Genomic DNA, 24,025 nt, shown 5'->3' on the forward strand with positions numbered 1-24,025 from the left:
AAGCCGGTTGAAGGCAAGCGCTTAGAGGCAGCGCCTGCCTTCAACTAGACTAGAGGCTTAATCATTGATCAGCGTCCAGTCGTTGTTGCGGATTTCCAGCATTCGCAAGCCAGACAAATCCAGGCCGCTATGGTCAGTCGCGGACATGTTCACGACGCCATTGGTACCGACGAACTTCCTGGTCGATTCCAGCGCGGCGCGGACCTTTTCCTTGTCGGTGCTATTGGCGCGTTTGACTGCATCAACATACAACATGATGCCGTCGTGTGCGTTGCCGCCGAAGGCAGATGGATCGACTTTGTAACGATCGTTGAATGCTTTGGTATAGTCAGTCACTACCTTCTTTTGGATATCGCCAGCCGGCAGCTTTTCTGGCACTAAGAGCGCTGTTGCTGGCAAACGGATGCCTTCGGCAGAGGGTCCGGCAAGTTTGATAAATTGTTCAGATGCGACGCCGTGCGACTCATAATGTGGCGTCTTCATACCAAGTTGCGCCATGTTCTTTGACACGATTGCCGGCCCCTGGCCGAGACCGAAAACAAACACCGACTGAACGGCGGGATTGCCTTTGATCTTCGTTAGCTGGGCGGTCATATCAGTGTCCTTTGGGCCATAGGTCTCGACCACAACAACTTCCATTCCCAAAGTAGGCGCCAATGCCAAAACTTCCTTGTGGCCGGACTGTCCGAAACCGCTGGTTTCCGATAACAATGCGATTTTTTTAAAGCCGCGCTTTTGCATGTCGCGCAAAACGCGCTCGACCACTTGCCGGTCGCTATGCGGTGTTTTGAAGACCCATTTCTTCACTGGTTCGACGATTGCGATGCCCGCTGCAAGCGAAATAAACGGCACGCCGGCGCGCTCTGCCAAAGGCACGGCTGCCATTGTGTTGCCGGTGGTTGTTCCGCCGATCAGGACGTCGACCTTGTCTTCTTCGATCAAACGTTTAGTAAATGAGTTGGATTTATTTGCTTCACTCGCGTCGTCATAGCTGACAAGTTCCAGCTTGCGACCGAGCAGACCGCCCTCACTGTTAATCTTTTCAACGTAAAGCTGCAAGGTTTGCTGCTCCGGCGTACCTAAAAATGCCGCCGGTCCGGTCACGGATAAAATTGCGCCGATTTTAATGTTCTGTGCGAAAGCACCTGCTGACAGCGCCATACCCAGTGCTGCAGCAATCAACTTGAATTTGGTAAATGATTTCATGTCTTCTCCTAGTTGTAATAGCCCGCTCGCATTCGCAATGCTTGCGGTTGAACCAATAAAAACTGTCCATTAGTTGTACTGCTTTATTTCCAGTCGAACGCCGAATTTATGACTTCATCAGATCAAAGGTCGAGGTCAAGTACGCTGCTTTTTGCACGCGATACACAGATCATCATGGTCTTGTTCGAAGCTTGTTCCTCATCAGTCAGTACATAGTCACGATGATCTGGTACACCTGCGCATACAGCGGTCTCACAGCTTCTGCAAAGCCCTTCTCGACATGAAAATGGCATCAGGACGCCGGCGTCTTCCAAGCACTCCAAAATACTTTTATCTTCTGGAATAGTGATTTCCAGCTTGCTTCTTATCAAGCGGACCACGAAGGTGTCGCTCGGCGCCTGTTTATCAGAAGACGGTGCACTGAAGCGCTCAAAATGCACTGCATGCTTAGGATGCGCGTGCGCTGACTTCTCAACTGCATTCATAAGCGGCTCTGGGCCGCAGCAATAGATATGGTCCTGCGCGTCTAGATCAGCAATAAACTTTGCTACGTCGGCATATCCCTGTTTTTCATCGTCGAAATGCAGCAAGATATTGTCGCGATCGAACGCCAGCAACTGATCGAGATAGGCTGCCCGTTTTCTGCTGCGTACTGTATAGAGCAAGCGCCACCTCTTCCGGCTCATTTCGCACCAGCGAATCATGCTTAAGATTGGCGTAATGCCGATTCCGCCTGCAATAAAGACATATGTCGACGCATCCGGCACCAGGGCAAAATTATTACGCGGTGCGCTGATCTGCAACTTGTGACCTTCCAGTACCGACTCGTGCACATAAGTTGATCCGCCGCGGGAAGCATCAGCAAGGCCTATTGCGATTTCATAGGTGTCAGGCGCTGGCTGATAATTACAGAGAGAATACTGACGCACTAATCCGTTCGGCAAATGGACATCAATATGGGCTCCAGGCTCGAAATCTGGCAGCGGACGGCCATCGGAGGTTTTCAATTCGAGTTGCACGACGCCATCAGCGCCAATTGCGCGCTCGGCGATAACAACTTCATATGTTTCAGGCTGGCTCGGCACTCTTGTTCTCCTGCTCGATTGCACGGCTCACAATCCATCTGAACTGTGAAAGCGCCGCATCAATGCCGAGGTTGACCATCTTGAAGTTAGGGTCAAGCGCGACCATGGCTTGCTGTGCCTCCACGATTTCGCGGTCTTCGTCAAAGGCTGTCACCACGCTTTGGTGAATCGAATCAGTGACGTCCGGCCGGTCGATCGCAAAATTATGCGGATGAGCGAAGAAATAATGGGTTGAATTGTCATGCTCAGGCGACAAGGCCTGGCAGCCGCGGAATTCGACTGCATTGACTCTATTTCCCTCCGGAGCGCCGGTTCCGGCAGGAGCCATGCCGGAGTCCATCAGCAAGATCCCTGGAGCGATAAAGTCGTAGATGTTCCAGCGGTCGACCTTGCCCTCGAACGGATGCACTTTTTGTACAAAGGCCGGCGGATCAATGTTCAACGCCCAGCGGGTAATCTTGACACCACGATCGGTACGTTCGACTTTGGGTTGGACTTTTGCGTAGTCCTCGGTGCCGCCAAGCGTGGTTGGGTGCACATAGGGGAGATGGGAGAAATCAAGTAAGTTATCGGCGATCAACAGGTAATTCACGTCATAGTGAATGTACCCGTCGTTGCTGCGCCAAGCCGGGTCATCGAGCCAGTGCGTGTCTGGGATTAACGATTCGTCAGCAAGGCTGGGATCGCCCAGCCAAATCCAAATCCAGCGATGCTTTTCAACGACTGGAAATACGCGGACTTTTGCCTGAGGCGGGATTCTCGGTTGAGACGGGATTTCAATGCAAATGCCTTTCACATCGAATTTCAGACCGTGATACATGCATCGCACACAGTCACCTTCTCTACGGCCTTTCGACAACGGCGCGCCACGATGGCAGCAGCGGTCTTCGAAGGCAATGACTTTGTTATGGCTGTCGCGCCATATTGCCAATGGCATATTGGCAATAGTTCTGCTTAGAAAGCCGTCTTGCGGGACCTCTTTATCCCAGCCAGCGACATACCAGCAATTCTTGATAAACATCCCGGTCTCCTTTTGAGGTCATATACGAACAACATATATGACATATGCGATGGATGCATATTAGGATTTGTTTTATTATGCGTAAATAAGCAATTGATCATAATGATTATGAATACCGCGCATAACGCATCGTTGGATCTGAATCTCATCGCCGTCTTCGACGCTCTGCTTCGTGAACAAAATGTCAGTAAAGCTGCTGACCAACTTGGCATGTCGCAAAGCGCAATGAGTCACGCCTTACGCAGGCTACGGGAGTTCTTCAACGACCCATTGTTTGTCAAAACGGGACGCGGGATGAAGCCTACACCGCGCGCTGAGGATCTCGCAGCGACAGTGCTTGGCGTGATGGGATCGATTAGAAATGATTTGTTGGTCGCCACTCGCTTTGACGCGAAAAAAGCGAAGCGTGCCTTTAGTCTGTGTATGACGGACCTTGGAGAGTTAATCTTTTTGCCGCCATTGATTGAGCGGTTACGGGAAGCTGCACCAAACTGCACGATTCAATCGATACGGATCCGTCCCAAGGAAATTTTTAACGCGCTTGAATCAGGTGAAATCGATCTGGCTTTAGGCTCACTGCATTCGATTCCCAAGGGGCTCTTTCAACAACAGCTTTACATGCGCTCTTTCACTACGATCGTCAGCTGCAAGAATAAGAAAATCGGCGATGAAATCTCGGTTGATCAGTATTTTGAAATGGAGCACATTACTGTTGCATTGGCTGATCGGACGGAAGGTTACTATGACAGCGTGGTAGATGACTATGGCAGAGAACGCAAAATTTATTTTACAACGCCGCATTTTTTAACAATCCCGCTAATCATTGAGCGCAATCCCGATCTAATTGCAACGGTACCACGCGAACTGGGCACAGTTTTTTCAAAGTTTAATACAGTACGGATGGTCCCCCCTCCAATCCCGCTTCCTCAATTCACGTTGCGTCAGCATTGGCATCCCAGATACCACCACGATGAGGCGAACACCTGGTTAAGAAGACTCGTCAAAGAAACGTTCGATTCCTTATCTGAGTGATCCCACAAACCAAACCGCAGCGTATTAAATTTCGCTCAATTCAACATGCCGCCTTACAATGCCTTCCATCACCAGTCCTCCAACGCATCCTCACGTTGGACAGGCCAAATCACCAAATATTCTCCAAACTTACAGCTGTAGTATTAGCCCCCGGAGCGCCCATCGTGATGCGACTACTTCCGTTTACCCTGCCGTGTCCGCCCACTTCCCGCATGATCCTCGTCAGCCTGTTTCTGCTAGCCGCCAGCGGCGCGACAGCGCCCAACGACGCCCATGCGCTGAGCTGCGGCATCCATGAAAAAAGCGTATGCAAGGGGACGGACCAGCAGTTTGCGGGGGGATTCAACCCCGGCACCGGCTACGGCGGTTTTGGCGGCAGCGCCTGCAAGGCGCACAGGACCCCGGTGATATTTATTCACGGCAACGCCGACGGCGCGGTCAGCTGGGATGCGCCGCCCGGCAATGTCACCGGCTATCCGACGCCGCCGCGCTCGGTGTATGCGGAAATGAAGGCGCGCGGCTACAAGGATTGCGAACTGTTTGGCGTAACGTATCTGAACGCCGAGGAACGCAAGCTTGAAAACGTCGGCAAGAATTACCACCAGCCGGCCAAGTACCGCATCATCCATGATTTCATCCTGGCGGTGCAGGCGTATACGGGCAAGCCGCAGGTCGATATCGTGGCCCATTCGCTGGGCGTGACGCAGACGCTGGCGACCCTGCATTACTACAAGATGCACGGTTCGGTGCGCAAGTTCGTCAATATCGCCGGCGGCCTGCGCGGCCTGGCCAGTTGCCAGTTGACCGGCTTCGCCAACCCGCAGGCGCCGACATGCGGGTCGCAGAATCTGGCGGACAGCAATATTTTCGGTTTTTATCCGGAAGGCTTTGCCGGCCTGATCTGGGTGACCAACCGCTGGACCGGCAGCGGCAGCGACACCTCGTTGCGCGAGGCGCCCCGGCATGCGCCCGCCACCATGTTCTATACCATCGGCGCCGGCTACAAGGATGAGGTGGCTTGCGCGGCTGCGGGCGTGCGCTCCGGCTGCAACCAGACCACAAAATTCGACGCCGCGCCCAATGTGAAGGCACAAATCGACATCGGCGCCGGCGCAGATGCGGCGCAACTTGATCTGGACTGGTCGGACAAATCGCCCTTCAACCGCATGGGCGGCGACGCCAGCAACGGCATCGGCCACTTCCGCGCCAAGGATAATGCCGGCAGCATTATTTATCGCATGCTGCAGACGGATTGCCGCGGCCTGGCGTGTGCCTGGGATTACAACTACGGACCCAAATCCTTGTACTGATGCTGGGCAATTATCGGAAGTTTGTTCAAACGCAAAAACAAAAGTTTGTCATCGGAAAATAATCAGCTTCATTAATGATTTGATGACAACAAAATGATCAATCTGAACCGCGCTGGCGCGCCCCTGCATGGCAGCGCGCCGATTATCCTGCAAGCCGAAGCCTATCTGGCCAGTCTGCCTGAACTCTCGGGCGGCGATCTGAAGGCCATGCTGGCTGACGGCATGGTGCTGGTCTCGGGCCTCTTATGCGGCGAGACAAATCACACGCCAACGCAGGAAAGGCACAGCAAGCTGGCGAAACTGGTGCTGGCGAAAATGCAGCGCATTACGCGCGAAAACGCCAGGCACGCCAAGCAAGACGCCTATCCCTGCTTTAGCTCCTGAAGCTGATTTCCTGCTTACTTGCTCAAGCCCTCGACCAGCGCGTATCCCTTGACCAGACCGGCCTGAATCGCCGCTTCCCGGGTGGGGAAGTCGCCGTCGTCGCCGGACTTGCCGACCACTTCGCTATCGCTGCTGGGATCCTCGCCCGGCCAGGCGATGCGCACGGCATAGTCCCAGAGTGCAGTGGAACCTTCGTGCGGCAGCGCGGTGACATAAATTTCCATGTCTTTGTACAACTCGGTTTGCCAATCCTGTTCGCTTGCCATGATCGCCTCCTTTTTCAATTCAGCATAATCCATTATGCCGGCGATGGCACGGTAATCGTTCAGCGGGCTTTCGACAACACGATCAGCCACCTGCGCAACAGCAGGATTTGCAAATGGCCCGGGGCGACGCCGGGGCTGCATTCGATGAGGGGATGGGCGCTGTAATAGCGGGTGCGGAAGTCGCGGCCGAGCGACATTTCGCGCCGGCCGACGCGCAGCTGGACGGATGTTGCAACGGAAGCAGGATTGAATCCGGCAGGGAGAGAAGACGTCATGTTTGCCATGGTGCTAGCCTTTCTTGTATATTATTGACATTGAACGCAACGCTACTCTAGCACAACTACTGTATAAATAAACAGTAATTATGCCGGCTGTTGTTTCTCCGCCAATTCCCCCAGCAAGACCCGCAAGCCACTCGCCCGCTGCGTCTTGCGCACCACCGCCGCCTCCAGCACTGCCACAGCCGGCGTCACCAGCGTAAAAAATTCGCGCGCACGCGTAATGCCCGTGTAGACCAGCTCGCGCGCTACCACCTGGCCGGCTTCGTGCGGCAGGACCATCGCCACATGACGGAATTCCGAGCCTTGCGACTTGTGCACCGTCATCGCATAGGCGGTTTCCACCGCCGCCAGGCGCGTCGCCAGCACGCTGCGCACCGCGTCGCCATTCAAAAAATACACGCGTTGCGAATCCGCCCGCGCCAGGTCCGGCAGGACGATGCCGATGTCGCCATTGAAGACGCCGACGCCATGATCATTGCGGGTCACCATCACGGGACGGCCGGTGTACCACTCGCCGCGGCGGCGGATCAGGCCTTCTCTTTCCAGGCGCTGCTCGATTGCCTGGTTGATGCCGGCCACGCCCCATTCGCCTTCGCGCACCGCGCACAAGATGCGGAAGGTATCGAAGGCTAGCAACACCGTTTTTACCCATGCTTCATAAGCGGCGGCATCGCCCGCCGGCGGCATCTGCCGCAGCAATGCAAGGTAGGCGCGGTAACCGCCCTCGGCGCCGGCGCGGCCATCGATGGCCAGCCCTAGCAGATCGGTCTGGCGCGCAGGCTCCAGCCAACGCAAGGCGGCATCTTCCCGAGCGCGCAGGCAGGCTGCCGCAGCGAGCGCGTCGCCATCGTTGACGGCAGTCGCCAGCGCACCGATCGGCCCGCCGAAGCGGCGGCTCTTGCGCAGCATGACGGTCTGCTGGGCCAGGGCGTCGCCGCTGGCCGCGATCGTGGCGGCAAGCGTGCCGGCAATCGCGGCGGGGGTTATTTGACCGCTGGCCGCCAGCACATACTGCGCGCTCGCCGGCGTGTAACGGCCCGCCTGCGCATCGAAACACAGGTCGCCCAGCACGGCGCCGGCTTCCACCGAGGCGAGCTGGTCCTTGTCGCCCAGCAGGATCAGCATGGTGGTCGGCGGCAGCGCGTCGAGCAGCGCCGCCATCATTTCCAGGTGCACCATCGATGCCTCGTCGACGATCAGGACATCGACTTCGAGCGGATTGCCGGCGTGGTGGCGCAGCGCGCGCGTGTCGGGGCGCGCGCCCAGCAGGCTATGCAAGGTGCCGGCGGCCGGCAGGCGCGCCGCCAGCCCGGCCAGCGGCAGCGCCGTGCCGACCCGGGCGACCAGGCCACCCAGGGCATCGTCGATCGACTGCTTCAGGCGCGCGGCCGCCTTGCCGGTCGGCGCGGCCAGGGCGATGCGCAGGCGCTCGGGTTCTTCGGCCAGGGCAAACAGCAGGGCCAGCAGGCGCGCCACCGTGTAGGTCTTGCCGGTGCCGGGGCCGCCGGTGATGATCGAAAAGCTGCTGCGCACGGCAATCGCGCAGGCGATCTTTTGCCAGTCGGGACCATCCGCCTGCATCCCGGGCTGGCCAGCGTCGAACAGCAGGTCCAGCCACTGGCGCACCCGCGCGGCATCCACCTCGCGCAGACGCGTGGCACGGCTTGCGGCCTGGCGCGCCACCAGGGTTTCATTGCGCCAGTAGCGGCGCAGGTACAGCCGGTCGCAGTCCAGCACCAGCGGCTGGCGGTGTTCTTCTGCACCAACCACCCAGACCTGCTCGCAGGCGGCCAGGGCCGTGCACCAGGCGCCGGCGTCGGGCGGCAGCGGGCCGCTGCGGTCCAGCAAGGCATCCCACTGCTCGCGCGTCCAGCCCATCAGGGCGCAGGGGTCGGCCGCCAGTTCGTCAAGCTTCAGGCAACTGTGGCCGCGCCCTTCGAGTTCGGACAGCAGGGCGCAGGCCAGCGCCAGCGGCGCCGGCGTGGGGCCGAGGGAAGTAATGAAGCGGGCGAAGGCGGCGCCGAGCCGGCGCAGCAAGCCCGCCTCGACCAGGTTGTCGAAGCCTTCGAGCAAGGCGTTTACCTGGGTCATGCGCAATCCTCCATGGCTGCCGGTGCAGGCAGCAATGCATCCAGCGCGTCCAGCAGCGCCGTGTGCGCCGGCAGGTGGTAACAGCCGTGCGTCTCGGGATTGTCGAGGCCGCGCAGAAAATAGAAAATCGCCCCGCCCAGCTGCGTTTGCGGATCGTAGTCCGGCCCCAGCCGGCTTTGCAGCAGCCGGTGCAGCGCCAGCAGGTAGATGGCGCCTTGCACGTCGTAGCGGCAGGCGGCCATGCCGGCCATCAATGCCTGGCGGTGGTAGCCGGCGTCGTTGGGGGCCAGCGCATTGGACTTGTAATCCATCACCCAATAGCGTCCTGCATGCTCGAACACCAGATCCTTGAAACCGCGCAGCATGCCATGCAGCTGGCGCGGCGACAGCGGCGCGCGCGCCATGCCGTCGAGCAGATATTGCTGGCACACGGCGTCGAGCGTACCGGTGTCGAGCTCGTTTGCGGGGAACCAGAATTCGGTTTCCGGCATGGCGAGCGCCAGCTCGCGCAAGGCCGCGCCCAGCGGCGGCAGCGTTGTCGCCGCAACCGCACGCAGCCAGGCCACCGCATCGTCCTGGCGGTGGCCCCATCCTGCCCGCTCGCAGCGCGCACACAGACGGGCGTCGAAGCCCGGCTCATCGACGATGGCAAAACCTTCGTTGGCCATCCATTCCAGCTGCGCGTGCAGGAATTGCCCAGGCAGCGAGCCGCGCGGGAAGCGGTGCCAGGCGGTGTCCTGGAACTTGCCGAAGGCCAGGCGGTCGTCATCCTCGGCCAGCTTGTCCGCCAGCGGCGTGGCCGGCGCCGGGGCGCTGCCGAGCTCGCGGGTGATGGAGGAATAGCTGGCGATTTTCCAGTTGCGCTCGAAACCTGCGGCGTAGGCCGCGATCTCGCTGAGCTGCGGCTGGCGGTCGCGGCGCGACAGCACGGTGTGGCCGCAATCGGCGCTGGCATCGCGTAACGTGATGCCGGCGCAATCGCCGCGCAGCTCCTGCAATTTCACCATCAGCGCCGCGCCGTCGATCTTGGCGCCGCCCCCCAGCAGATAGCCGAAGGCACTGTCGTGGATCTTGTCCTTGAGCGACACCACGCCCAGCCACAGGGCATGGCGCGCCCGCGTCAGGGCGACATACAGCAGGCGCAGATCTTCTTCCATGCGCGCCGCGTCCAGCGCATCGCGCGCTGCCTCGGACAGGGTGAAGTCGATGCGGCGCGCGCCGCTGTCATCGGCAAAAGCGAAAAAGCGGCGGTTCTTGCGGTCGACCGCCCTGGCGCTGACCGCGAACGGCAGGAACACCAGCGGATATTCCAGGCCCTTGGACTTGTGCACGGTGATCACCTGCACCAGTTCGGCATCGCTTTCCAGGCGCAGGATGCGCTCATCGCCGCCCTCGCCGTCATTGTCGATCTGTTCGGCCAGCCAGCGGATCAGGGCATGTTCGCCATCCAGGTTCTGGCTGGCGCCCTGCAGCAGTTCGGCCAGGTGCAACAGGTCGGTCAGGTCACGCTCGCCGCCGGTCTCGCGCAGCAGCGTGGCGGGCAGGCCGAGCTCGTGGATGAAGCGGCGCAGCATGGCCAGCACGCCCTGGCGCTGCCAGACCGCGCGCAACGCCTTCAGTTGCTCGATGCGCGCTTCCCATGCCAGATCGTCCGCCGCCAGCTGCGCCAGTTCGTCCAGGCCAAGCCCGGCCGTACGGCTGGCGAAGGCGGCGCGCGCCAGGCCGGCGTCGAGCGGGCTGGCGACGGCGTGCAGCCACAACAGCAGATCGGCCGCCGCCGGGCTGGCGAAGACGGAATCCTTGTCGGACAGATAGACGCTGGGAACACGGCGCCGCTGCAGCGCGCGGCGCACCGCAGCGGCCTCATGACGGTCGCGCACCAGCACGGCGATATCGGCCGGCTTCAGGGCGGTGAATTCACCCGCCTGCATGAAGCCCGCCTGCGCATCATCGAGCAAGGCGACGATCTGCTCGGCGCACTGGGCGGCGAAATGCGCGCGGTAGGTTTCCGCAGTCAACTCGGCACTGGCAGAACACCAGATGGTCATGGCGGCAACCGCGCCGGCCGAATCGACCAGGCATTCCTTGCGCCCATGGGCGGCGACGGACTCGAACGGCAAGGGGTTTTCATCATTGCGGCGGAAGCGGAAGGCGCCGGCCGCATGTCCGGAATGGCCCAGCCTGCCTGGCGCGTCTGGCGCATCCGGCTCGCCTTCGGCGTGCAGAAACACGCGGTTGACCGCCTTGACCAGCGCATCGGTGGAGCGGTAATTGGTGCCGAGCAGGTAATGCCGCCCTGCCGTGGCGCGGCGGGCGTCGAGATAGCTGTGAATGTCGGCGCCGCGAAAGCCGTAGATCGCCTGCTTGGGGTCGCCGATCAAAAACAGGCCGAGCTTGTCCGGATTGTCGGCAATGCGGTAGAGGCGGTTGAAGATGCGGTATTGCTCGGGCGACGTGTCCTGGAATTCATCGATCAGCGCAACAGGATATTGGCCGGTGATGCGGCGCACCAGCGCCTCGCCATTGCCGCCTTCCAGCGCCATGCGCAGGCGCGTGAGCATGTCGGCGAAGCCGAACTGCCTGCGGCGCTGCTTGAGCTCGCTCATGCGCTGCGAAACCCGGCAGGCGGCATGGCGCTGGATGTGGTGCGCCAGCGGCTCGATTGCAGCCAACGCCTGCTGCAGCGGCGCAATGGCGTCGAAATCTTCCGGCACGGCGGCGGAAAAATCCTTGTTGAAGGCAGCGGCGATCTTTTCAGGGAGGAGCTTTTGCCCGTGTTTGCGAAAGCCTTCCTCAGGCAAGATGGCGTTTGCATCTTCCGCCCAGGCGCGCAGGGCCGCGAAGCATTCGTCCAGCGTCGACTGCTTCATTTTCGTACCGCTCAAGCCCTTGCGGTTCTTTTCCACCCACGCGGCCATGCGCGCCAAGCGCGCGCTCCAGCCTGGCTTGAGCGCGGCCGCCAGCGCCTGCTGTTCCTCTGCCACGCGCGCGATCATCTGCGCCAGCGCCTCCTCGCCGGTGTCTTCGAACAGGCCGGCATGCCTGACCAGCTGGCGCATCCCGGCTTCCAGCGCTGCCAGGTTTTCCCAGCAGTCGAGCAAGGCGGCCAGGGTCTTGCCGTCCAGCGAATACACGTGCTGGCGCCAGTAGTCGCGCACCGCATCGCGGAACAGGGCTTCCTCGTTGCTGACCAGTTCCTCGTCGAACAGGCTGCCGCTGTCGAAGGCATGCTCGCGCAGCATGCGCTGGCACCAGGCATCGATGGTGAAGATGGCGCACTCGTCCATCGCCTCGGCCGCCAGCATCAGGCGGTGCGCCGCCTGCAGCCGCTCCTGCTCGTCCGGGCAGGAATCGATCAGCTCGCTGAGAAAAGTGTCATGCGCCTGCGGCGCCTGGCCGCGAAAGCAATGCGCTGCTTCCAGCAGGCGTGCGCGCACGCGGTCGGACAGCTCGCGGGTGGCGGCGCGGGTGAAGGTCATCACCAGGATTTCCGAGGGCGCCAGCGGCCGGCCATAGCCCTCTTCACCGCCATGCCCGAGCACCAGCCGCACGTACAGGGCGGCGATGGTCCAGGTCTTGCCGGTGCCGGCGCTGGCCTCGATGAGGCGCGAGCCTTTCAGCGGGAAGCGCAGCGGATCGAGTGGCTGGCTCATGCCGCAGCTCCTTGTTGTTCTTGCTGTTCTTGCTGTTGATACGCGATGACTTCCACCGCGCCATTCCTCCAGGCGAGCAGCGGCTGGTACAGGGACAGCGCCGTCTCGCGCCATTGCGGCGCGGCGTCGAGTGCGGCAAAATCCGGCCACAGACGCGCCAGGCAGGGTTCTTCGCTGGCTTCGCCGCTGGTGTTGTAGCCGCCGTCGTAGAATTCATGGAGTTTTTCGTCGCCGTCTTCGCACAGGCGCAGGGCGGTCTTGCAGGCCACCGGCAAGGGAGCCTGCAGGCCGTCGCGCCAGAATTCCAGCAGGGCGCCGAGCGTTTGCCGGGCCTCATCGGGGTCCAGCGGCGCCATCTTCAGGACCGCATCGCGCCCGACCAGGTAACCGCTCACTTCCTGCCCGGCCACGGCGGCGGCGAGCTGGCGTACCCAGGCGCCGAACAGCTTGTCGGCGCGCGCCACGGCTTGCTTGTCGACGGTTCTGGTCAGCTTGCCGGGATTTTGTTCCAGCCACACGGTGCCGCTGCCGTTGCTGCGCAGCTTGTCGATCCAGTCGTCCAGGCGCAGGCCGGCGTGGCCGAATGCAACCGGCAGCTTGCCGGCGGCATGGGGAAACCTGCCGCACAGTTCAAGCCAGGCGCTGCGCGCCGGCGTCAGGTCGCGCACCAGTTGATCCTGCCAGTGCCGGCCCATCAGGCCGATCGGCAAGACACCCTGGCGCGCCAGGCACGCGGCGCGCTCGCGCATGCGGGCCGGGACTTCCACCAAGGTTTCGCGCGGGCCGCTGTCATCCAGCAGCAAGGCGGCAATGCCGTATTCCTCGAGTCCGTCCAGGCCGAAGGGCTCCTCGTCCTGGCCCACCAGCGGGCTGGCGGCGAAGACTACCTGCAAGCGTTGGCGGAAAAAATACTTGACCGGCTGGCGCAGGAAGCGTGCCAGATCGCCCAGCTTCAGGCTGGCCGACTGTTCCATCGCCAGCGGCGCCAGCCTTTGCGCTTCCTGCTGCGGTACGTCTTCATGGGCGCTGCGCCACTCGCGGGCGTAGGTCAGCAGTCCGCCTTGCTCGAAATAGCGGCGGCTGAACGGCTGCAGCGGGTGCTCGGTGGTAATCTGGTGCAGATCCAGGTCCCAGCCGCGCACGAGGTAATCGCGCAATTGCGACACCAGCACCGACGCGGGCTGCTCGCTGTTGTCGCGCACATTGCGGCCGACCCAGCTGACATACAGTTTTTCGCGGGCCGCCAGCAAGGCTTCCAGCATCAGGTAACGGTCATCGTCACGACGCGAGCGGTCGCCCGGACGCGCCAGCTGCGGCTGGTTCAAAAGATCAAAGTCGGCATGGCGGGCGCGGCGCGGATAATCGCCATCATTCATGCCGAGCAGGCACACCACGCGGAACGGCACGGCGCGCATCGGCATCAGGGTGCAGAAGGTGACGCCGCCGGAAACGAAACGCTGGGCGAGGGTCGGCTCGTCGATGGCGCCCAGCCAGGCTTCGCGCAGCACCGCCAGCGGCACCGGCTCGTTAAAGCCGCCGGTGTCGCAGTCTTCCAGCCAGCACTGCAGCGCCTGCTCGAGGCTGGCGATGGTCAGGCGGTCGCGCTCGTCGCGGGCGTCGAAAAAGGTGGTCAGTAACAACCTCGCGCGCGCGCCCCAGTTTTGCGGTGTGGCGTCGCCGGCCAGCACGCCGCGCCAGGCCAGCAGCTTCTCGACGAAGCTCGCCAGGGCGCCGGCCAGCGCGGCATCCAGGCCGCCGACCTCGGCATAGGGTTCGATGCCGGCGTAGCTGGCGCTGGCACCATTGGCGTAACCCAGTAGCATGCGGCGGATGCCGAAAATCCAGGCGTTCTGCTCGCCGGCCGGCCCGAGCCCGAGGCTGGCGCGATGCTCGCGGTCCAGGCCCCAGCGCACACCCGCGCCCTCGATCCATTGCCCCAGACGCGGCAAGTCGGCTTCGGCAATGCCGAAGCGCGCCGCCAGCGCCGGCACCTCGAGCAAGTCGCGCACCTCGCTTTGCAGGCAGCGCTGCTGCGGCAGGCGCAAGAGCCATTCGAGCGCGACCAGCAAGGGATTGACCTGGCGTTCGGTGACGTCGGCGATTTCGAAAGGAATCCAGCGCGCATCGTGGCGGCCGTACTGGCCGAACACGGCGGCGATCGACGGCGCGAACACTTCGATGTCCGGCACCATCACCACCACGTCGCGCGGCCGCAGCGTGCCGCCTGCCTGGTCGGCGAACATGCCCAGCAGGCGGTCGTGCAGAATTTCGACTTCGCGCTGCGCGCTGTGGGCGGCGTGGAACTCGATCGAGCAATCGTCCGCGGCAATGCCAATACGCGGATGTTCATCCAGCGGCAGCATGTCGCGAATCGATGCCTGCACCTGCTGCAGCAGGCACTCGCCCTCGCCTTCGCTGAACAGGTCGATGCGCAGGTTGGAAAAATGTTCGCGGGTGGCCTGGGCGTCGTCGAATTCGTCGAGCATGCGCACGAAGTCGCGCCCGAGCCGGCCCCAGCCCGCCAGCAGCGGGTGGCTGTGCGCGTGCAGCTGTTCCAGCGGCAGTGCCGCCAGGTCGCGACCCTCGCGCAACTGCTGGCGGCGGCGGCTGGCCTTGAGCAGGTCGCGTCCGGCGATGATGTCGCCCCAGTAGTAACGGCAGGGATTGGGCACTGCCACCACCACCTGCATGTGCGTCGCCAGCGCGCCCAGCGCCTGCAGGGTCTGGTGCGGCAGGGCCGACACGCCAAACACCACTACCCGGCGCGGCAAGCCCCGGCCGGCAGGTGCGGCGCCGGCGCCGATGGCGTCGAGAAACCGCTGGTGCACGCCGGCGCGGCCGTCGGTGCGTTCTGCTTCAGGCAGGCTGGCGAGCACCGCGCGCCACAGCTGCGGCTGCCAGCGCTGGTCGTCGGCCAGCGCGACCGCTTCGCCGGCGGCGCCGCGCAGCACATCGCGCCCGGCGGCCCAGTCGGCCAGCCAGTCGGCGCGGTAGACCTGGTATTCATCGAACAAATCGGCCAGGCGCTGCGCCAGCTGCAGGCGGCGTTCCGGATCGCCGTCCGCGAGGAAGTGACGCAACGGCGCGAAAGGCGCCTGCGCCAGCAGCGTCGGCAGCAGGCGCATCAGGCGCCAGGTCAGCGTCGACTCGTCCAGCGCGGAACGATACGGCACCTGTTGCGGACCCAGCATGCCGCGATAGGCTTCCCACAGGAAGCGCGCCGGCAAAGTGATGCGGGTGGAGGCGCAGACGCCCATTTCCTCGGCCAGGGCGATTTTCAGCCACTCGGCCACGCCATTCGACTGCACCAGGACGATCTCCTGTTCCAGCGGCGCCAGCGGATTGTTGCGCAGCCAGCCGAACACGGCGCCGCGCAATTGTTCGAGCTGGTTGCCGTGGATGGCGATGAAGCCGGGGCTCAGGTTGGATGGCATAAATGCTGATTAAGTCGGTGGATCAGGCAGCGCGAGGCTGGCCAAGGATAAACATGGTCATATGAATTGCGCCGGCATGCAAGCATGCGCCGCAAACTTTCATGATTCCGTAATTTTTTTACATGCCTCGTTGGCCACGCCGTACGGCACATGGCCGGTGGCGACGTGTTCGCGCGCCGAATCGCAGTGGCCTTTTTGATCATCGAAGAAGATGTCGGCACCGAAGGCCTTGAGGAATTCGCCCTTCTTCATGCCGCCCAGGAAAAGCGCCTCGTCGATGCGGATGTTCCATTCGCGCAGGGTGCGGATCACGCGCTCGTGCGCCGGCGCGCCGCGGGCCGTGATCAGCGCGGTGCGCAGCGGCGAAGCTTCCGCCGGATATTCGGCCTGGATGCGGTGCAGTGCGGCGAGGAAGTCCTTGAACGGCCCGCCGGTCATGGGCGTATGCGCCGCCATTTTTTCATTGGCGGCAAAGGCCTGCAAGCCCTGCTGCTTGTAGATGCGTTCCGACTCGTCCGAGAACAGCACGGCGTCGCCGTCGAAAGCGATATGCAACTGCGCATCGGCGCGCGGCCCCACCTGCGACGGCAGGATGGTGGCGGCGGCGTGGCCCAGATCGAGGGCCTGGCGCACGTCGTCCTGGTCGGTCGAGAGGAACAGGTGGGCGCCGAAGGCCTGGATGTAGCGGTGCGAACTGCCGCCACCGCAAAACGCCGCACGCGTGATATCGAGCTGGTAATGTTCGATCGAATTGAAGATGCGCAGGCCAGTGTCAGCGCTGTTGCGTGACAGCAGGATGATTTCGACCCGCGGATGGGCCGGGTCGGGCGCGTTCAGCGCCAGCAGCTTCTTGACAAGATTGAACGCCACGCCCGGCTGCAAGGCATCGTTTTCATGCGCGGTCTGGTAGGCGCAATAGGCTTCGACGCCCTGCGAGACATAGACCTGGTGGCTTTCGTCGAGATCGAACAATGCCCGCGACGAGATTGCGATGACCAGTTTGTCTTTGGTATTTGCCGTCATGATTCCCCCTTGCTTGCCTGCTTGCGAACCATGCGCAGGCGTCCTGTTTGCATTTTTGTTACGCAGACGCCATATTAGTGCGTCAGTAGCTCACAGGATAAGCTATATCGACAGGTATTAGCCGAGTGGCGGAAGATGACAGCGACCGTCTGCGGCCTTGCAGCGGCCCGCATGGACAGTGCATGGAGAGACTGACGCAGGTGCCGGAGATAAGAAGGGTGGCGCCGGCGGCGTTGAAAAGGCAGGTGATCGCGATGTTGCAGATGTTGCACAGAGGGCTGGAGAATATCTGATCCCCAGCCCCTGCCCTACGGCGTCAGATGCCGCCCATGCACAGGTACTTGGTGACCATGTAGTCATCCAGCCCATGCCTGGAGCCTTCGCGACCGATACCGGATTGCTTGACGCCGCCGAACGGCGCCGCCTCGTTGGAAATGATGCCGGTGTTAATGCCAACCATGCCGTATTCCAGCCCTTCCGAAACACGCCAGACGCGGCCGATATCGCGGGTGTAGAAATAGCTGGCCAGGCCGAATTCGGTATCGTTGGCCAAGCCAATGACTTCCTCGTCGGAGTGGAAGCGAAACAGCGGCGCCAGCGGGCCAAAGGTTTCTTCCTTCGCCACCAGCATCTCCGCGCTGGCGTCGCGCACCACGGTCGGTTCGAAGAAGGTCTGGCCGAGCGCGTGGCGCTTGCCGCCGGCGATCACCTTGCCGCCCTTGGCGACAGCGTCGGCGATATGCTCTTCGATCTTTGCCACGGCATTGGCGTCGATCAGCGGGCCTTGCGTGACGCCGCCTTCCAGGCCGTTGCCGACCTTGAGCTTGTTGACGGCCGCGACCAGCTTTTCGGCGAATTGGTCATACACGCCATCCTGCACGTACAGGCGGTTAGCGCACACGCAGGTCTGGCCGGTATTGCGGTATTTGCTGGCCAGCGCGCCCTCGACGGCAGCGTCCAGGTCGGCGTCGTCGAAGACGATGAACGGCGCATTGCCACCCAGTTCCATCGAAGTCTTTTTGACGGTGCCGGCGCATTGCTGCATCAGCAGCTTGCCGATTTCTGTCGAGCCGGTAAACGTCAGCTTGCGCACGATCGGGTTGGAAGTCATTTCGCCGCCGATGGCGGCAGCAGACCCGGTCACCACCGAGAACACGCCGCGCGGCACGCCGGCTTCCTCGGCCAGCGCCGCCAGCGCCAGCGCCGAATACGGCGTCTGCGTCGCGGGCTTGACGACGATCGGGCAGCCGGCCGCCAGCGCCGCGCCGGCCTTGCGGGTGATCATCGCCGCCGGGAAGTTCCACGGCGTGATCGCCGCGCACACGCCGACCGGTTCTTTGATGACGACGATGCGGCGGTCGCCGGCGGGACCCGGAATGGTGTCGCCGTAGGCGCGCTTGGCTTCCTCGGCAAACCACTCAAGGTAGGAGGCGGCGTAGGCCACTTCGCCCTTGGCTTCGGCCAGCGGCTTGCCCTGCTCGACCGTCATGATGCGCGCCAGGTCGTCGGTATTGGCCAGCATCAGCTCGAACCATTTACGCAGGATGCCGGCACGCTCCTTGGCCGGCTTGCTGCGCCAAGCGCCCCAACTGGCGTTGGCCGCTGCGATGGCGCGGCGGGTTTCGTCGGCGCCCATCTTGGGAATGGAACCGATGGTTTCGCCGGTGGCGGGATTGGTAACGGGCAGCACGGCGCCGCCATCGGCGTCGATCCACTGTCCATCGATATAACATTGCTGGCGGAACAGCGCCGGCTTGTTCAGGGTGATCATGATGATGTCCTTCAAAAATAGGTCAGATGTGCAGCGCGCGTTCGTACGCTGCCAGCACCGCTTCATGCATGGCTTCGGATTGCGTCGGGTGCGGGAAGATTGTTTCCATCAATTCCGCTTCGGTGGTTTCCAGCTCGCGCGCGATGGTATAGCCCTGGATCATTTCGGTGACTTCTTCTCCGACCATGTGCGCGCCCAGCAGTTCGCCGCTGGCCTTGTCGAAAATCACCTTGGTGAAGCCGCCGGTCGCGCCCATCGCCAGCGCCTTGCCGTTGACGGCAAACGGGAACTTGCCGACGCGGATCTGCCGTCCCGCCGCCTTCGCCTGCGCTTCGGTCATGCCGACGCTGGCGACTTGCGGATGGCTGTAGGTACATGCCGGAATCTTGCTGGCATCCAGCGCATGCGGGTTCTTGCCGGCGATCTTTTCGACGCAAATGATGGCCTCGTGGCTGGCCTTGTGCGCCAGCCATGGCGCGCCGGCAACGTCGCCGATCGCGTACACGCCCGGTTCGCCGGTGGCGCCATAGGCGTCGGTGACGATATGGCTGCGATCGACCTTGACCGCGGTGCCTTCCAGGCCGAGCTCCTCGACATTGCCGACGATGCCGGCCGCAGTCAGTACCACGTCGGCGGTCAGGGTTTCCTTGTGCTTGCCATCCAGCGTCAGCGTCCATTCAGCGGCCTGGCCGGCGCCGCGCTTGTTGCTCGATGCGATGCGCGAACCGAGGTACAGCTGCATGCCCTCCTTGCGCAGCGACTCGCCGACATAGGCCGAGATTTCCTCGTCTTCCACCGGCAGCACGCGTTCGGCCATTTCCACCACGCTGACCTTGGCACCCAGCGCATGGTAGAAACTGGCGAATTCGATGCCGATGGCGCCGGCGCCGATCACCACCAGGTGCTTGGGCACGCGCGTGGGCACCAGGGCTTCGCGGTAGGACCAGACGCTGTCGCCATCCGGCGTCAGGCCCGGCAGGACGCGGGCGCGGGCGCCGGTGGCCAGAATGATGTGGCGCGCGGACAAAGTCGATTTGCCCTCGGCGCCGCTCACTTCCAGCTTGCCTTTGCCGGCCAGCCTGGCATGGCCGTTGACGACGGTGACCTTGTTCTTCTTCATCAGGTAACCGACGCCGCCCTGCAATTGCGCCGAGACGGCGCGCGAACGCTCGACCATGGTCTTCAGGTCGACCTCGGGCTGCGCCACCTTGACGCCAAAACGGGCGGCGTCGCGCACCATGCGCAGCACGTCGGCCGAACGCAGCAGCGCCTTGGTGGGAATGCAGCCCCAGTTGAGGCAGATGCCGCCCAGCTGCGCCTTTTCGACCAGTGCGGTTTTCAGGCCGAGCTGTGCTGCGCGGATCGCCGCGACGTAGCCGCCGGGGCCGCCGCCGACGACGACCAGATCATATTGTGCTTGGGTCACGTTGGCCTCAGATCAGGATGCTCAAGGGGTTTTCGATGTATTGCTTGAACAGCGCCAGCCATTGCGCGCCGACCGCGCCATCGATGGCGCGATGATCCACCGACAGCGTGACCGTCATCACCGAGGCCACGGCAAGCACGCCATCGACCACCACCGCCTGCTGTTCGGTAGCGCCGACCGCGAGGATTGCCGCCTGCGGTGGATTGATGATGGCGGAGAATTCCTTCATGCCGAACATGCCGAGGTTGCTGATGGTGAAGCTGCCACCCTGGTACTCTTCCGGCGCCAACGCATTGCTGCGCGCGCGCGCCGCCAGGTCAGCCACTTCGGCGCTGATGGCCGAGAGCGACTTGTTTTCCGCCGCGCGCACCACCGGGGTAATCAGGCCACCTTCGGTGGAAACCGCCACGGAAATGTCGGCCTGGGCATACTTGCGCAGGGCGGCATCGGTCCAGCTCACATTCATGTCCGGCATGGCGCGCAGGGCGGCGGCAACCGCCTTGACGATGAAGTCGTTAATGGAAATCTTACGCGGTGCAGCGGCATTGATCTCGGCGCGCAGGGCAAGCAGCTTGTCCATGCGGCAGTCCGCTTTGAGGTAGAAATGCGGGATGCTGGTCTTGCTCTCGGTAAGGCGGCGCGCAATGGTGCGGCGCATGCCGGAATGCGGCACTTCGACATACGGTGAGCCCACCCCGGCGGCAATCTGCGCGGCTGGCTGGCTTGTGCCTGCTACAATAGTCTGCACCGGCGCTGTCGGCGCCGCTGCCGCCGTCTCGACATCGCGTTTGACGATGCGGCCATGCGGGCCGCTGCCCTGCAATGCACGCAGATCGAGACCGCGATCCTGGGCCAGGCGGCGCGCCAGCGGGCTGGCGAAAATCCTGCCGCCATTGGCCACTGCCGCCGATGCTGCCGTCACAGCAGGTGCTGCCGCGGGGGGCACAGCGACTGCGGTCCCGGAAATGGCGGCCTCGGGAATCGCAGCCAGAGGAATGGCAGCAGGCGCCGGCGCGCTTGCCACGCCGGCTGCGGCCAGTACCGCATCGATATCGACATTGGTTTCGCCAACGGCAAACAGCACCGCGATCGGCGCGCCGACTTCGATATCCTTGCCGGTCGGCGCCAGAATCTTGCCCAGCACGCCGGCTTCGTCGGCGTCGAACTCGATCAGCGCCTTGTCGGTTTCGATTTCAGCCAGGACATCGCCGACCTTGACGGCGTCGCCTTCCTGCTTGGTCCATGCCTTGATCACCGCCGAGGTGGCATTCGCGGCAATCTCCGGCATCTTGATTAGTTTAGCCATCTCAGTCGCGTCCTTATTTCTTCAAGTCGGCGCGATAAGCGCCGATGTCGGTGTATTGCACCAGTTCGAGCACATTGCCTTCGGGGTCGCGGCAGAATGCCAGGTACACGCCGGGGCGCACTTCCGCGCGCTGATTGCCGGTCATGAACTCGATGCCAGCTTCCAGCAACTTGCCGATGGCAGCTTCGATATCCTCGACGATGAACGTCAGATAGGTGGCATTGGGTTTGTCCAGGATGTATTTCGCGGCGGCGGCTGGCGCCGGCGGCGTGTTCGGCGCCAGCAGCTTGATGCGCTCGCCGTAATTGGTCTGCAGGCGCACGACGGTATAGCCTTCCGCCGACAACGCCGATTGCGCTGCCTTGTCGGCGCCGATCTGGATTTCGCTGACAAAGGAAAAGCCCATCACTTCTTCGTAGAAGCGGCGCAGTTTCGGCAGGTCGCGGCAAGCGATGCCGACTTCCATCGGCACGATCATATTGATGCTCATAACTGTTTCTCCTTGATCAGGCTGCGCCCTTGTCGCGCATGACTTGTTTGAGACCCTCGACCACTTCCTCGGTGCGCGCCGCAGCGGCGCGTTCCAGCACCTTGGAAATACTCGGCGAAGCTTCGCTGCCGGAAACGCGTTGCACCGGCTGGTCCAGCCAGTCGAAGTAGCGGCGCTGGATTTCATCGGCCAGCCAGCCGCCGTAGGAAGTGCCGATCGAGCCCTGCTCGACGATCAGCACATTGTTGGTCTTTTTGATGCTGGCTTCGATGGTGTCCCAGTCGATGCTGGCGCGGTCCAGCCAGCGCAGGTCGACCACCTCGGCATCGATGCCGGTCTGCTCCACTGCTTCCAGTGTGTGCGCTACCATCGACAGATAAGTCAGCACCGTCACTTCGGCGCCAGCGCGGCGCACGGCGGCCTTGCCGAACGGGATCTGGTAATCGAAGTCTTCCACCGGCGCGATGCCCGACGCGTTGTACAGGTCGACGTGCTCGATCACCAGCACCGGGTCTTTCAACGCCAGCGCCGCATTCATCAGGCCGACATAGTCGAACGGCGTGGAGGGGGCGACAATGCGCCAGCCCGGGCTGGTGGCGAAAATACCGGCCGGGTCCATCGAGTGTTGCGAGCCGTAGCCGGTGCCCATAGCCACCTTGGTGCGCAACACCAGCGGCACCTCGATATCGCCGCCGAACATATGGCGCGCCTTGCCGATCTGGTTGAACACCTGGTCGGCCGCCACCCACATGAAATCCGGGTACATGAATTCGACCACTGGCTTGAAGCGGCCATCCATGGCCATGCCGCCACCGAGACCGACGAAAGCGTTTTCACTGATCGGCGTGCCGAGGGTGCGGTCGGGGAATTTATCTTTCAGGCCGCGGGTGGCGCCGTTGGTGCCGCCTTTCAGACGGTGCACGTCTTCGCCCATCACCACCACGCTGGGATCGACGCTCATGCGGCGGTCCATCACATCGGCCACCACATCGATGAATTTTCGGGTATCGAGCTTGCCGGAAAAGCTGGCCTGCTCTTCGGTGCGGGCGCCGTTCAGCTCGGACAGGTCGCCGCGCACGCCGACGTTGCGGAAATCCGGGCTCGGCCAGAGTTCCGGGCGGATGCGCTTCTTGCCAGCCTTGCCGTTCGGATCGGCTTCGGTCAACGCCGCGACTGCCTTGGCCATCGATGCCTTGATGCGGTTTCTGAGCGCCAGGATGCCGGCGGCATCGATCAGGCCGCGCTGCTGCATTTTGGTGCCGAGCAGTTCGAGCGGATCGCGCGTGCGCCAGCTCTGCTCTTCCTCGCGGGTACGATAGCCAAACGCGCTGCCGGGGAAACCGCCGTTCTGGTGGAAGAAGCGGTAGACATCGGCTTCGATCACGGTCGGGCCCTTGCCGGCGCGCATATGGGCCAGCGCCTCGTTCATCGCCAGGTACACTGCCAGCGGGTCCATGCCGTCAACCTTCCAGCTCGGAATGTTGAAAGCCAGGCCGCGCGCCGACAGGCGCGGTTCGGCAGTGGCTTCATTCACGGTCGTGGAAACCGCGTAGCCATTGTTTTCGATAAAGAAGCACAGCGGCAGTTTCCAGGCTGCGGCAAGATTCATGGTTTCCAGCACCGAGCCGATATTCACCGCGCCATCGCCGAAATAGGACACCGCCACCGCATCGGTGCCGGCATGCTTGTGCGCCCAGGCAGCGCCTGCCGCCAGCGGCACGCCGCCGCCGACGATGGCGTTGGTGCCGAGCGCGCCCGCTTCTTCCCAGCGCAAATGCATGGAGCCGCCGCGGCCGCTGCAAAAGCCTTGCGCCAGGCCGAGAATTTCCGCCAGCGTGCGCTGCAAGAGCGTGTCGATTTCCGGCGTCAGTTCGGCTTGCGGATCGATGCCGTTGGGCGTGAGATAACCCAGCGCCTTGGCCAGAAACTGATGGTGGCCGCGGTGCGAGCCGTTGACCTGGTCGGCCGCCGTCAGCGGCACGATGGAACCTGCGGCGCCGCCTTCCTGGCCGATGGCAGAGTGGGCCGGGCCGTGCACCAGGCCATCCATGGCCAGTTCCAGCACGACTTCTTCAAACGCGCGGATCAGGTGCGCGTGGGTGAGCAGCGTGCCGAGTACAGCCGGGTCGGCGGCTGCCCAGTCGGCATCGGTGGTGCGCAATTCGACCCAGTTGGACGCCGGGACGAGTGCAATATGGTCTGACATGGTGCCAATCTCCAGATAGAGGATATGAATTAGGTTGGAT

The 24,025-nt window shown here is 62.5% G+C and carries 17 protein-coding genes; 3 read left to right on the plus strand and 14 right to left on the minus strand.

Features of this window, described 5'->3' with window-relative positions; genetic code table 11:
- Positions 1 to 57: 57 nt before the first annotated feature.
- The 3 genes from D3878_RS14120 to D3878_RS14130 form a co-directional block, all read right to left on the minus strand.
- On the minus strand, positions 58 to 1,206 hold the full coding sequence (locus D3878_RS14120) for an ABC transporter substrate-binding protein (RefSeq protein ID WP_119786070.1): 1,149 nt from the start codon (positions 1,204 to 1,206) through the stop codon (positions 58 to 60).
- Positions 1,207 to 1,328: 122 nt separating this feature from the next.
- Positions 1,329 to 2,291 carry a PDR/VanB family oxidoreductase gene (locus tag D3878_RS14125; protein ID WP_119786071.1) on the minus strand — a complete coding sequence of 321 codons (963 nt, stop codon included), beginning with the start codon at positions 2,289 to 2,291 and terminating at the stop codon, positions 1,329 to 1,331.
- On the minus strand, positions 2,275 to 3,312 hold the full coding sequence (locus D3878_RS14130) for an aromatic ring-hydroxylating dioxygenase subunit alpha (RefSeq protein ID WP_119786072.1): 1,038 nt from the start codon (positions 3,310 to 3,312) through the stop codon (positions 2,275 to 2,277). Before D3878_RS14130 ends, D3878_RS14125 begins: the two co-directional genes overlap by 17 nt.
- Positions 3,313 to 3,414: 102 nt before the next feature.
- On the opposite strand from D3878_RS14130, the gene D3878_RS14135 reads away from it, so the two are divergent.
- The 3 genes from D3878_RS14135 (at position 3,415) to D3878_RS14145 (ending at position 6,038) form a co-directional block, all read left to right on the plus strand.
- On the plus strand, positions 3,415 to 4,344 hold the full coding sequence (locus D3878_RS14135) for a LysR family transcriptional regulator (protein ID WP_233556335.1): 930 nt from the start codon (positions 3,415 to 3,417) through the stop codon (positions 4,342 to 4,344).
- A gap of 167 nt (positions 4,345 to 4,511) precedes the next feature.
- Positions 4,512 to 5,654: an extracellular native short-chain-length polyhydroxyalkanoate depolymerase PhaZ7 gene (gene phaZ7, locus D3878_RS14140; protein ID WP_119786073.1), complete on the plus strand. Its 1,143-nt coding sequence runs from the start codon at positions 4,512 to 4,514 to the stop codon at positions 5,652 to 5,654.
- Between the two features lie 93 nt (positions 5,655 to 5,747).
- Positions 5,748 to 6,038 carry a hypothetical protein gene (locus D3878_RS14145; protein ID WP_119786074.1) on the plus strand — a complete coding sequence of 97 codons (291 nt, stop codon included), beginning with the start codon at positions 5,748 to 5,750 and terminating at the stop codon, positions 6,036 to 6,038.
- 14 nt (positions 6,039 to 6,052) lie between these two features.
- On the opposite strand, the gene D3878_RS14150 is transcribed toward D3878_RS14145, so the two are convergent.
- From D3878_RS14150 to D3878_RS14200, 11 genes are all read right to left on the minus strand, one after another.
- The gene (locus tag D3878_RS14150; protein WP_147383967.1) at positions 6,053 to 6,304 is read right to left on the minus strand and encodes a hypothetical protein; all 252 of its coding nucleotides are present in this window, start codon (positions 6,302 to 6,304) and stop codon (positions 6,053 to 6,055) included.
- 59 nt (positions 6,305 to 6,363) lie between these two features.
- Positions 6,364 to 6,588, minus strand: coding sequence for a hypothetical protein (locus D3878_RS14155; RefSeq protein ID WP_119786076.1), 225 nt, complete (start codon positions 6,586 to 6,588; stop codon positions 6,364 to 6,366).
- 78 nt (positions 6,589 to 6,666) lie between these two features.
- Positions 6,667 to 8,676: an exodeoxyribonuclease V subunit alpha gene (gene recD / locus D3878_RS14160; RefSeq protein ID WP_119786077.1), complete on the minus strand. Its 2,010-nt coding sequence runs from the start codon at positions 8,674 to 8,676 to the stop codon at positions 6,667 to 6,669.
- Positions 8,673 to 12,329, minus strand: a complete 3,657-nt coding sequence (gene recB, locus D3878_RS14165; RefSeq protein WP_119786078.1) for an exodeoxyribonuclease V subunit beta — start codon at positions 12,327 to 12,329, stop codon at positions 8,673 to 8,675. Before recB ends, recD begins: the two co-directional genes overlap by 4 nt.
- Complete coding sequence (gene recC / locus D3878_RS14170; protein WP_119786079.1) at positions 12,326 to 15,763, minus strand: exodeoxyribonuclease V subunit gamma; 3,438 nt, start codon at positions 15,761 to 15,763, stop codon at positions 12,326 to 12,328. Before recC ends, recB begins: the two co-directional genes overlap by 4 nt.
- 99 nt (positions 15,764 to 15,862) lie before the next feature.
- Positions 15,863 to 16,786 carry a 5'-nucleotidase gene (locus D3878_RS14175; RefSeq protein ID WP_119786080.1) on the minus strand — a complete coding sequence of 308 codons (924 nt, stop codon included), beginning with the start codon at positions 16,784 to 16,786 and terminating at the stop codon, positions 15,863 to 15,865.
- Between the two features lie 316 nt (positions 16,787 to 17,102).
- Positions 17,103 to 18,557 (minus strand): NADP-dependent succinate-semialdehyde dehydrogenase, encoded by a 1,455-nt coding sequence (gene gabD / locus D3878_RS14180; protein ID WP_119787906.1) that lies wholly within the window; start codon positions 18,555 to 18,557, stop codon positions 17,103 to 17,105.
- Between the two features lie 22 nt (positions 18,558 to 18,579).
- Positions 18,580 to 19,983 carry a dihydrolipoyl dehydrogenase gene (gene lpdA, locus D3878_RS14185; RefSeq protein ID WP_119786081.1) on the minus strand — a complete coding sequence of 468 codons (1,404 nt, stop codon included), beginning with the start codon at positions 19,981 to 19,983 and terminating at the stop codon, positions 18,580 to 18,582.
- A 7-nt stretch (positions 19,984 to 19,990) separates the two neighbouring features.
- On the minus strand, positions 19,991 to 21,289 hold the full coding sequence (locus tag D3878_RS14190) for a pyruvate dehydrogenase complex dihydrolipoamide acetyltransferase (protein WP_119786082.1): 1,299 nt from the start codon (positions 21,287 to 21,289) through the stop codon (positions 19,991 to 19,993).
- Positions 21,290 to 21,302: 13 nt separating this feature from the next.
- Positions 21,303 to 21,779, minus strand: a complete 477-nt coding sequence (locus D3878_RS14195; protein WP_119786083.1) for a VOC family protein — start codon at positions 21,777 to 21,779, stop codon at positions 21,303 to 21,305.
- Between the two features lie 16 nt (positions 21,780 to 21,795).
- Entirely contained in the window at positions 21,796 to 23,985 is a 2,190-nt protein-coding gene (locus D3878_RS14200; protein WP_119786084.1) for an alpha-ketoacid dehydrogenase subunit alpha/beta, read from the minus strand.
- Positions 23,986 to 24,025: the final 40 nt, after the last annotated feature.

The organism is Noviherbaspirillum sedimenti (assembly GCF_003590835.1).
Classification (GTDB): domain Bacteria; phylum Pseudomonadota; class Gammaproteobacteria; order Burkholderiales; family Burkholderiaceae_D; genus Paucimonas; species Paucimonas sedimenti.

Bases quoted from the DNA above. Each gene is read 5' to 3' on its own strand.
- recB (WP_119786078.1), bottom strand. From the start codon at position 12,329: ATGAGCCAGCCACTCGATCCGCTGCGCTTCCCGCTGAAAGGCTCGCGC.
- D3878_RS14195 (WP_119786083.1), bottom strand. From the start codon at position 21,779: ATGAGCATCAATATGATCGTGCCGATGGAAGTCGGCATCGCTTGCCGC.
- D3878_RS14175 (WP_119786080.1), bottom strand. From the start codon at position 16,786: ATGACGGCAAATACCAAAGACAAACTGGTCATCGCAATCTCGTCGCGG.
- D3878_RS14120 (WP_119786070.1), bottom strand. From the start codon at position 1,206: ATGAAATCATTTACCAAATTCAAGTTGATTGCTGCAGCACTGGGTATG.
- D3878_RS14190 (WP_119786082.1), bottom strand. From the start codon at position 21,289: ATGGCTAAACTAATCAAGATGCCGGAGATTGCCGCGAATGCCACCTCG.
- gabD (WP_119787906.1), bottom strand. From the start codon at position 18,557: ATGATCACCCTGAACAAGCCGGCGCTGTTCCGCCAGCAATGTTATATC.
- D3878_RS14135 (WP_233556335.1), top strand. From the start codon at position 3,415: ATGATTATGAATACCGCGCATAACGCATCGTTGGATCTGAATCTCATC.
- recD (WP_119786077.1), bottom strand. From the start codon at position 8,676: ATGACCCAGGTAAACGCCTTGCTCGAAGGCTTCGACAACCTGGTCGAG.
- D3878_RS14145 (WP_119786074.1), top strand. From the start codon at position 5,748: ATGATCAATCTGAACCGCGCTGGCGCGCCCCTGCATGGCAGCGCGCCG.
- phaZ7 (WP_119786073.1), top strand. From the start codon at position 4,512: ATGCGACTACTTCCGTTTACCCTGCCGTGTCCGCCCACTTCCCGCATG.
- D3878_RS14130 (WP_119786072.1), bottom strand. From the start codon at position 3,312: ATGTTTATCAAGAATTGCTGGTATGTCGCTGGCTGGGATAAAGAGGTC.
- D3878_RS14155 (WP_119786076.1), bottom strand. From the start codon at position 6,588: ATGGCAAACATGACGTCTTCTCTCCCTGCCGGATTCAATCCTGCTTCC.
- D3878_RS14200 (WP_119786084.1), bottom strand. From the start codon at position 23,985: ATGTCAGACCATATTGCACTCGTCCCGGCGTCCAACTGGGTCGAATTG.
- D3878_RS14150 (WP_147383967.1), bottom strand. From the start codon at position 6,304: ATGGCAAGCGAACAGGATTGGCAAACCGAGTTGTACAAAGACATGGAA.
- recC (WP_119786079.1), bottom strand. From the start codon at position 15,763: ATGCCATCCAACCTGAGCCCCGGCTTCATCGCCATCCACGGCAACCAG.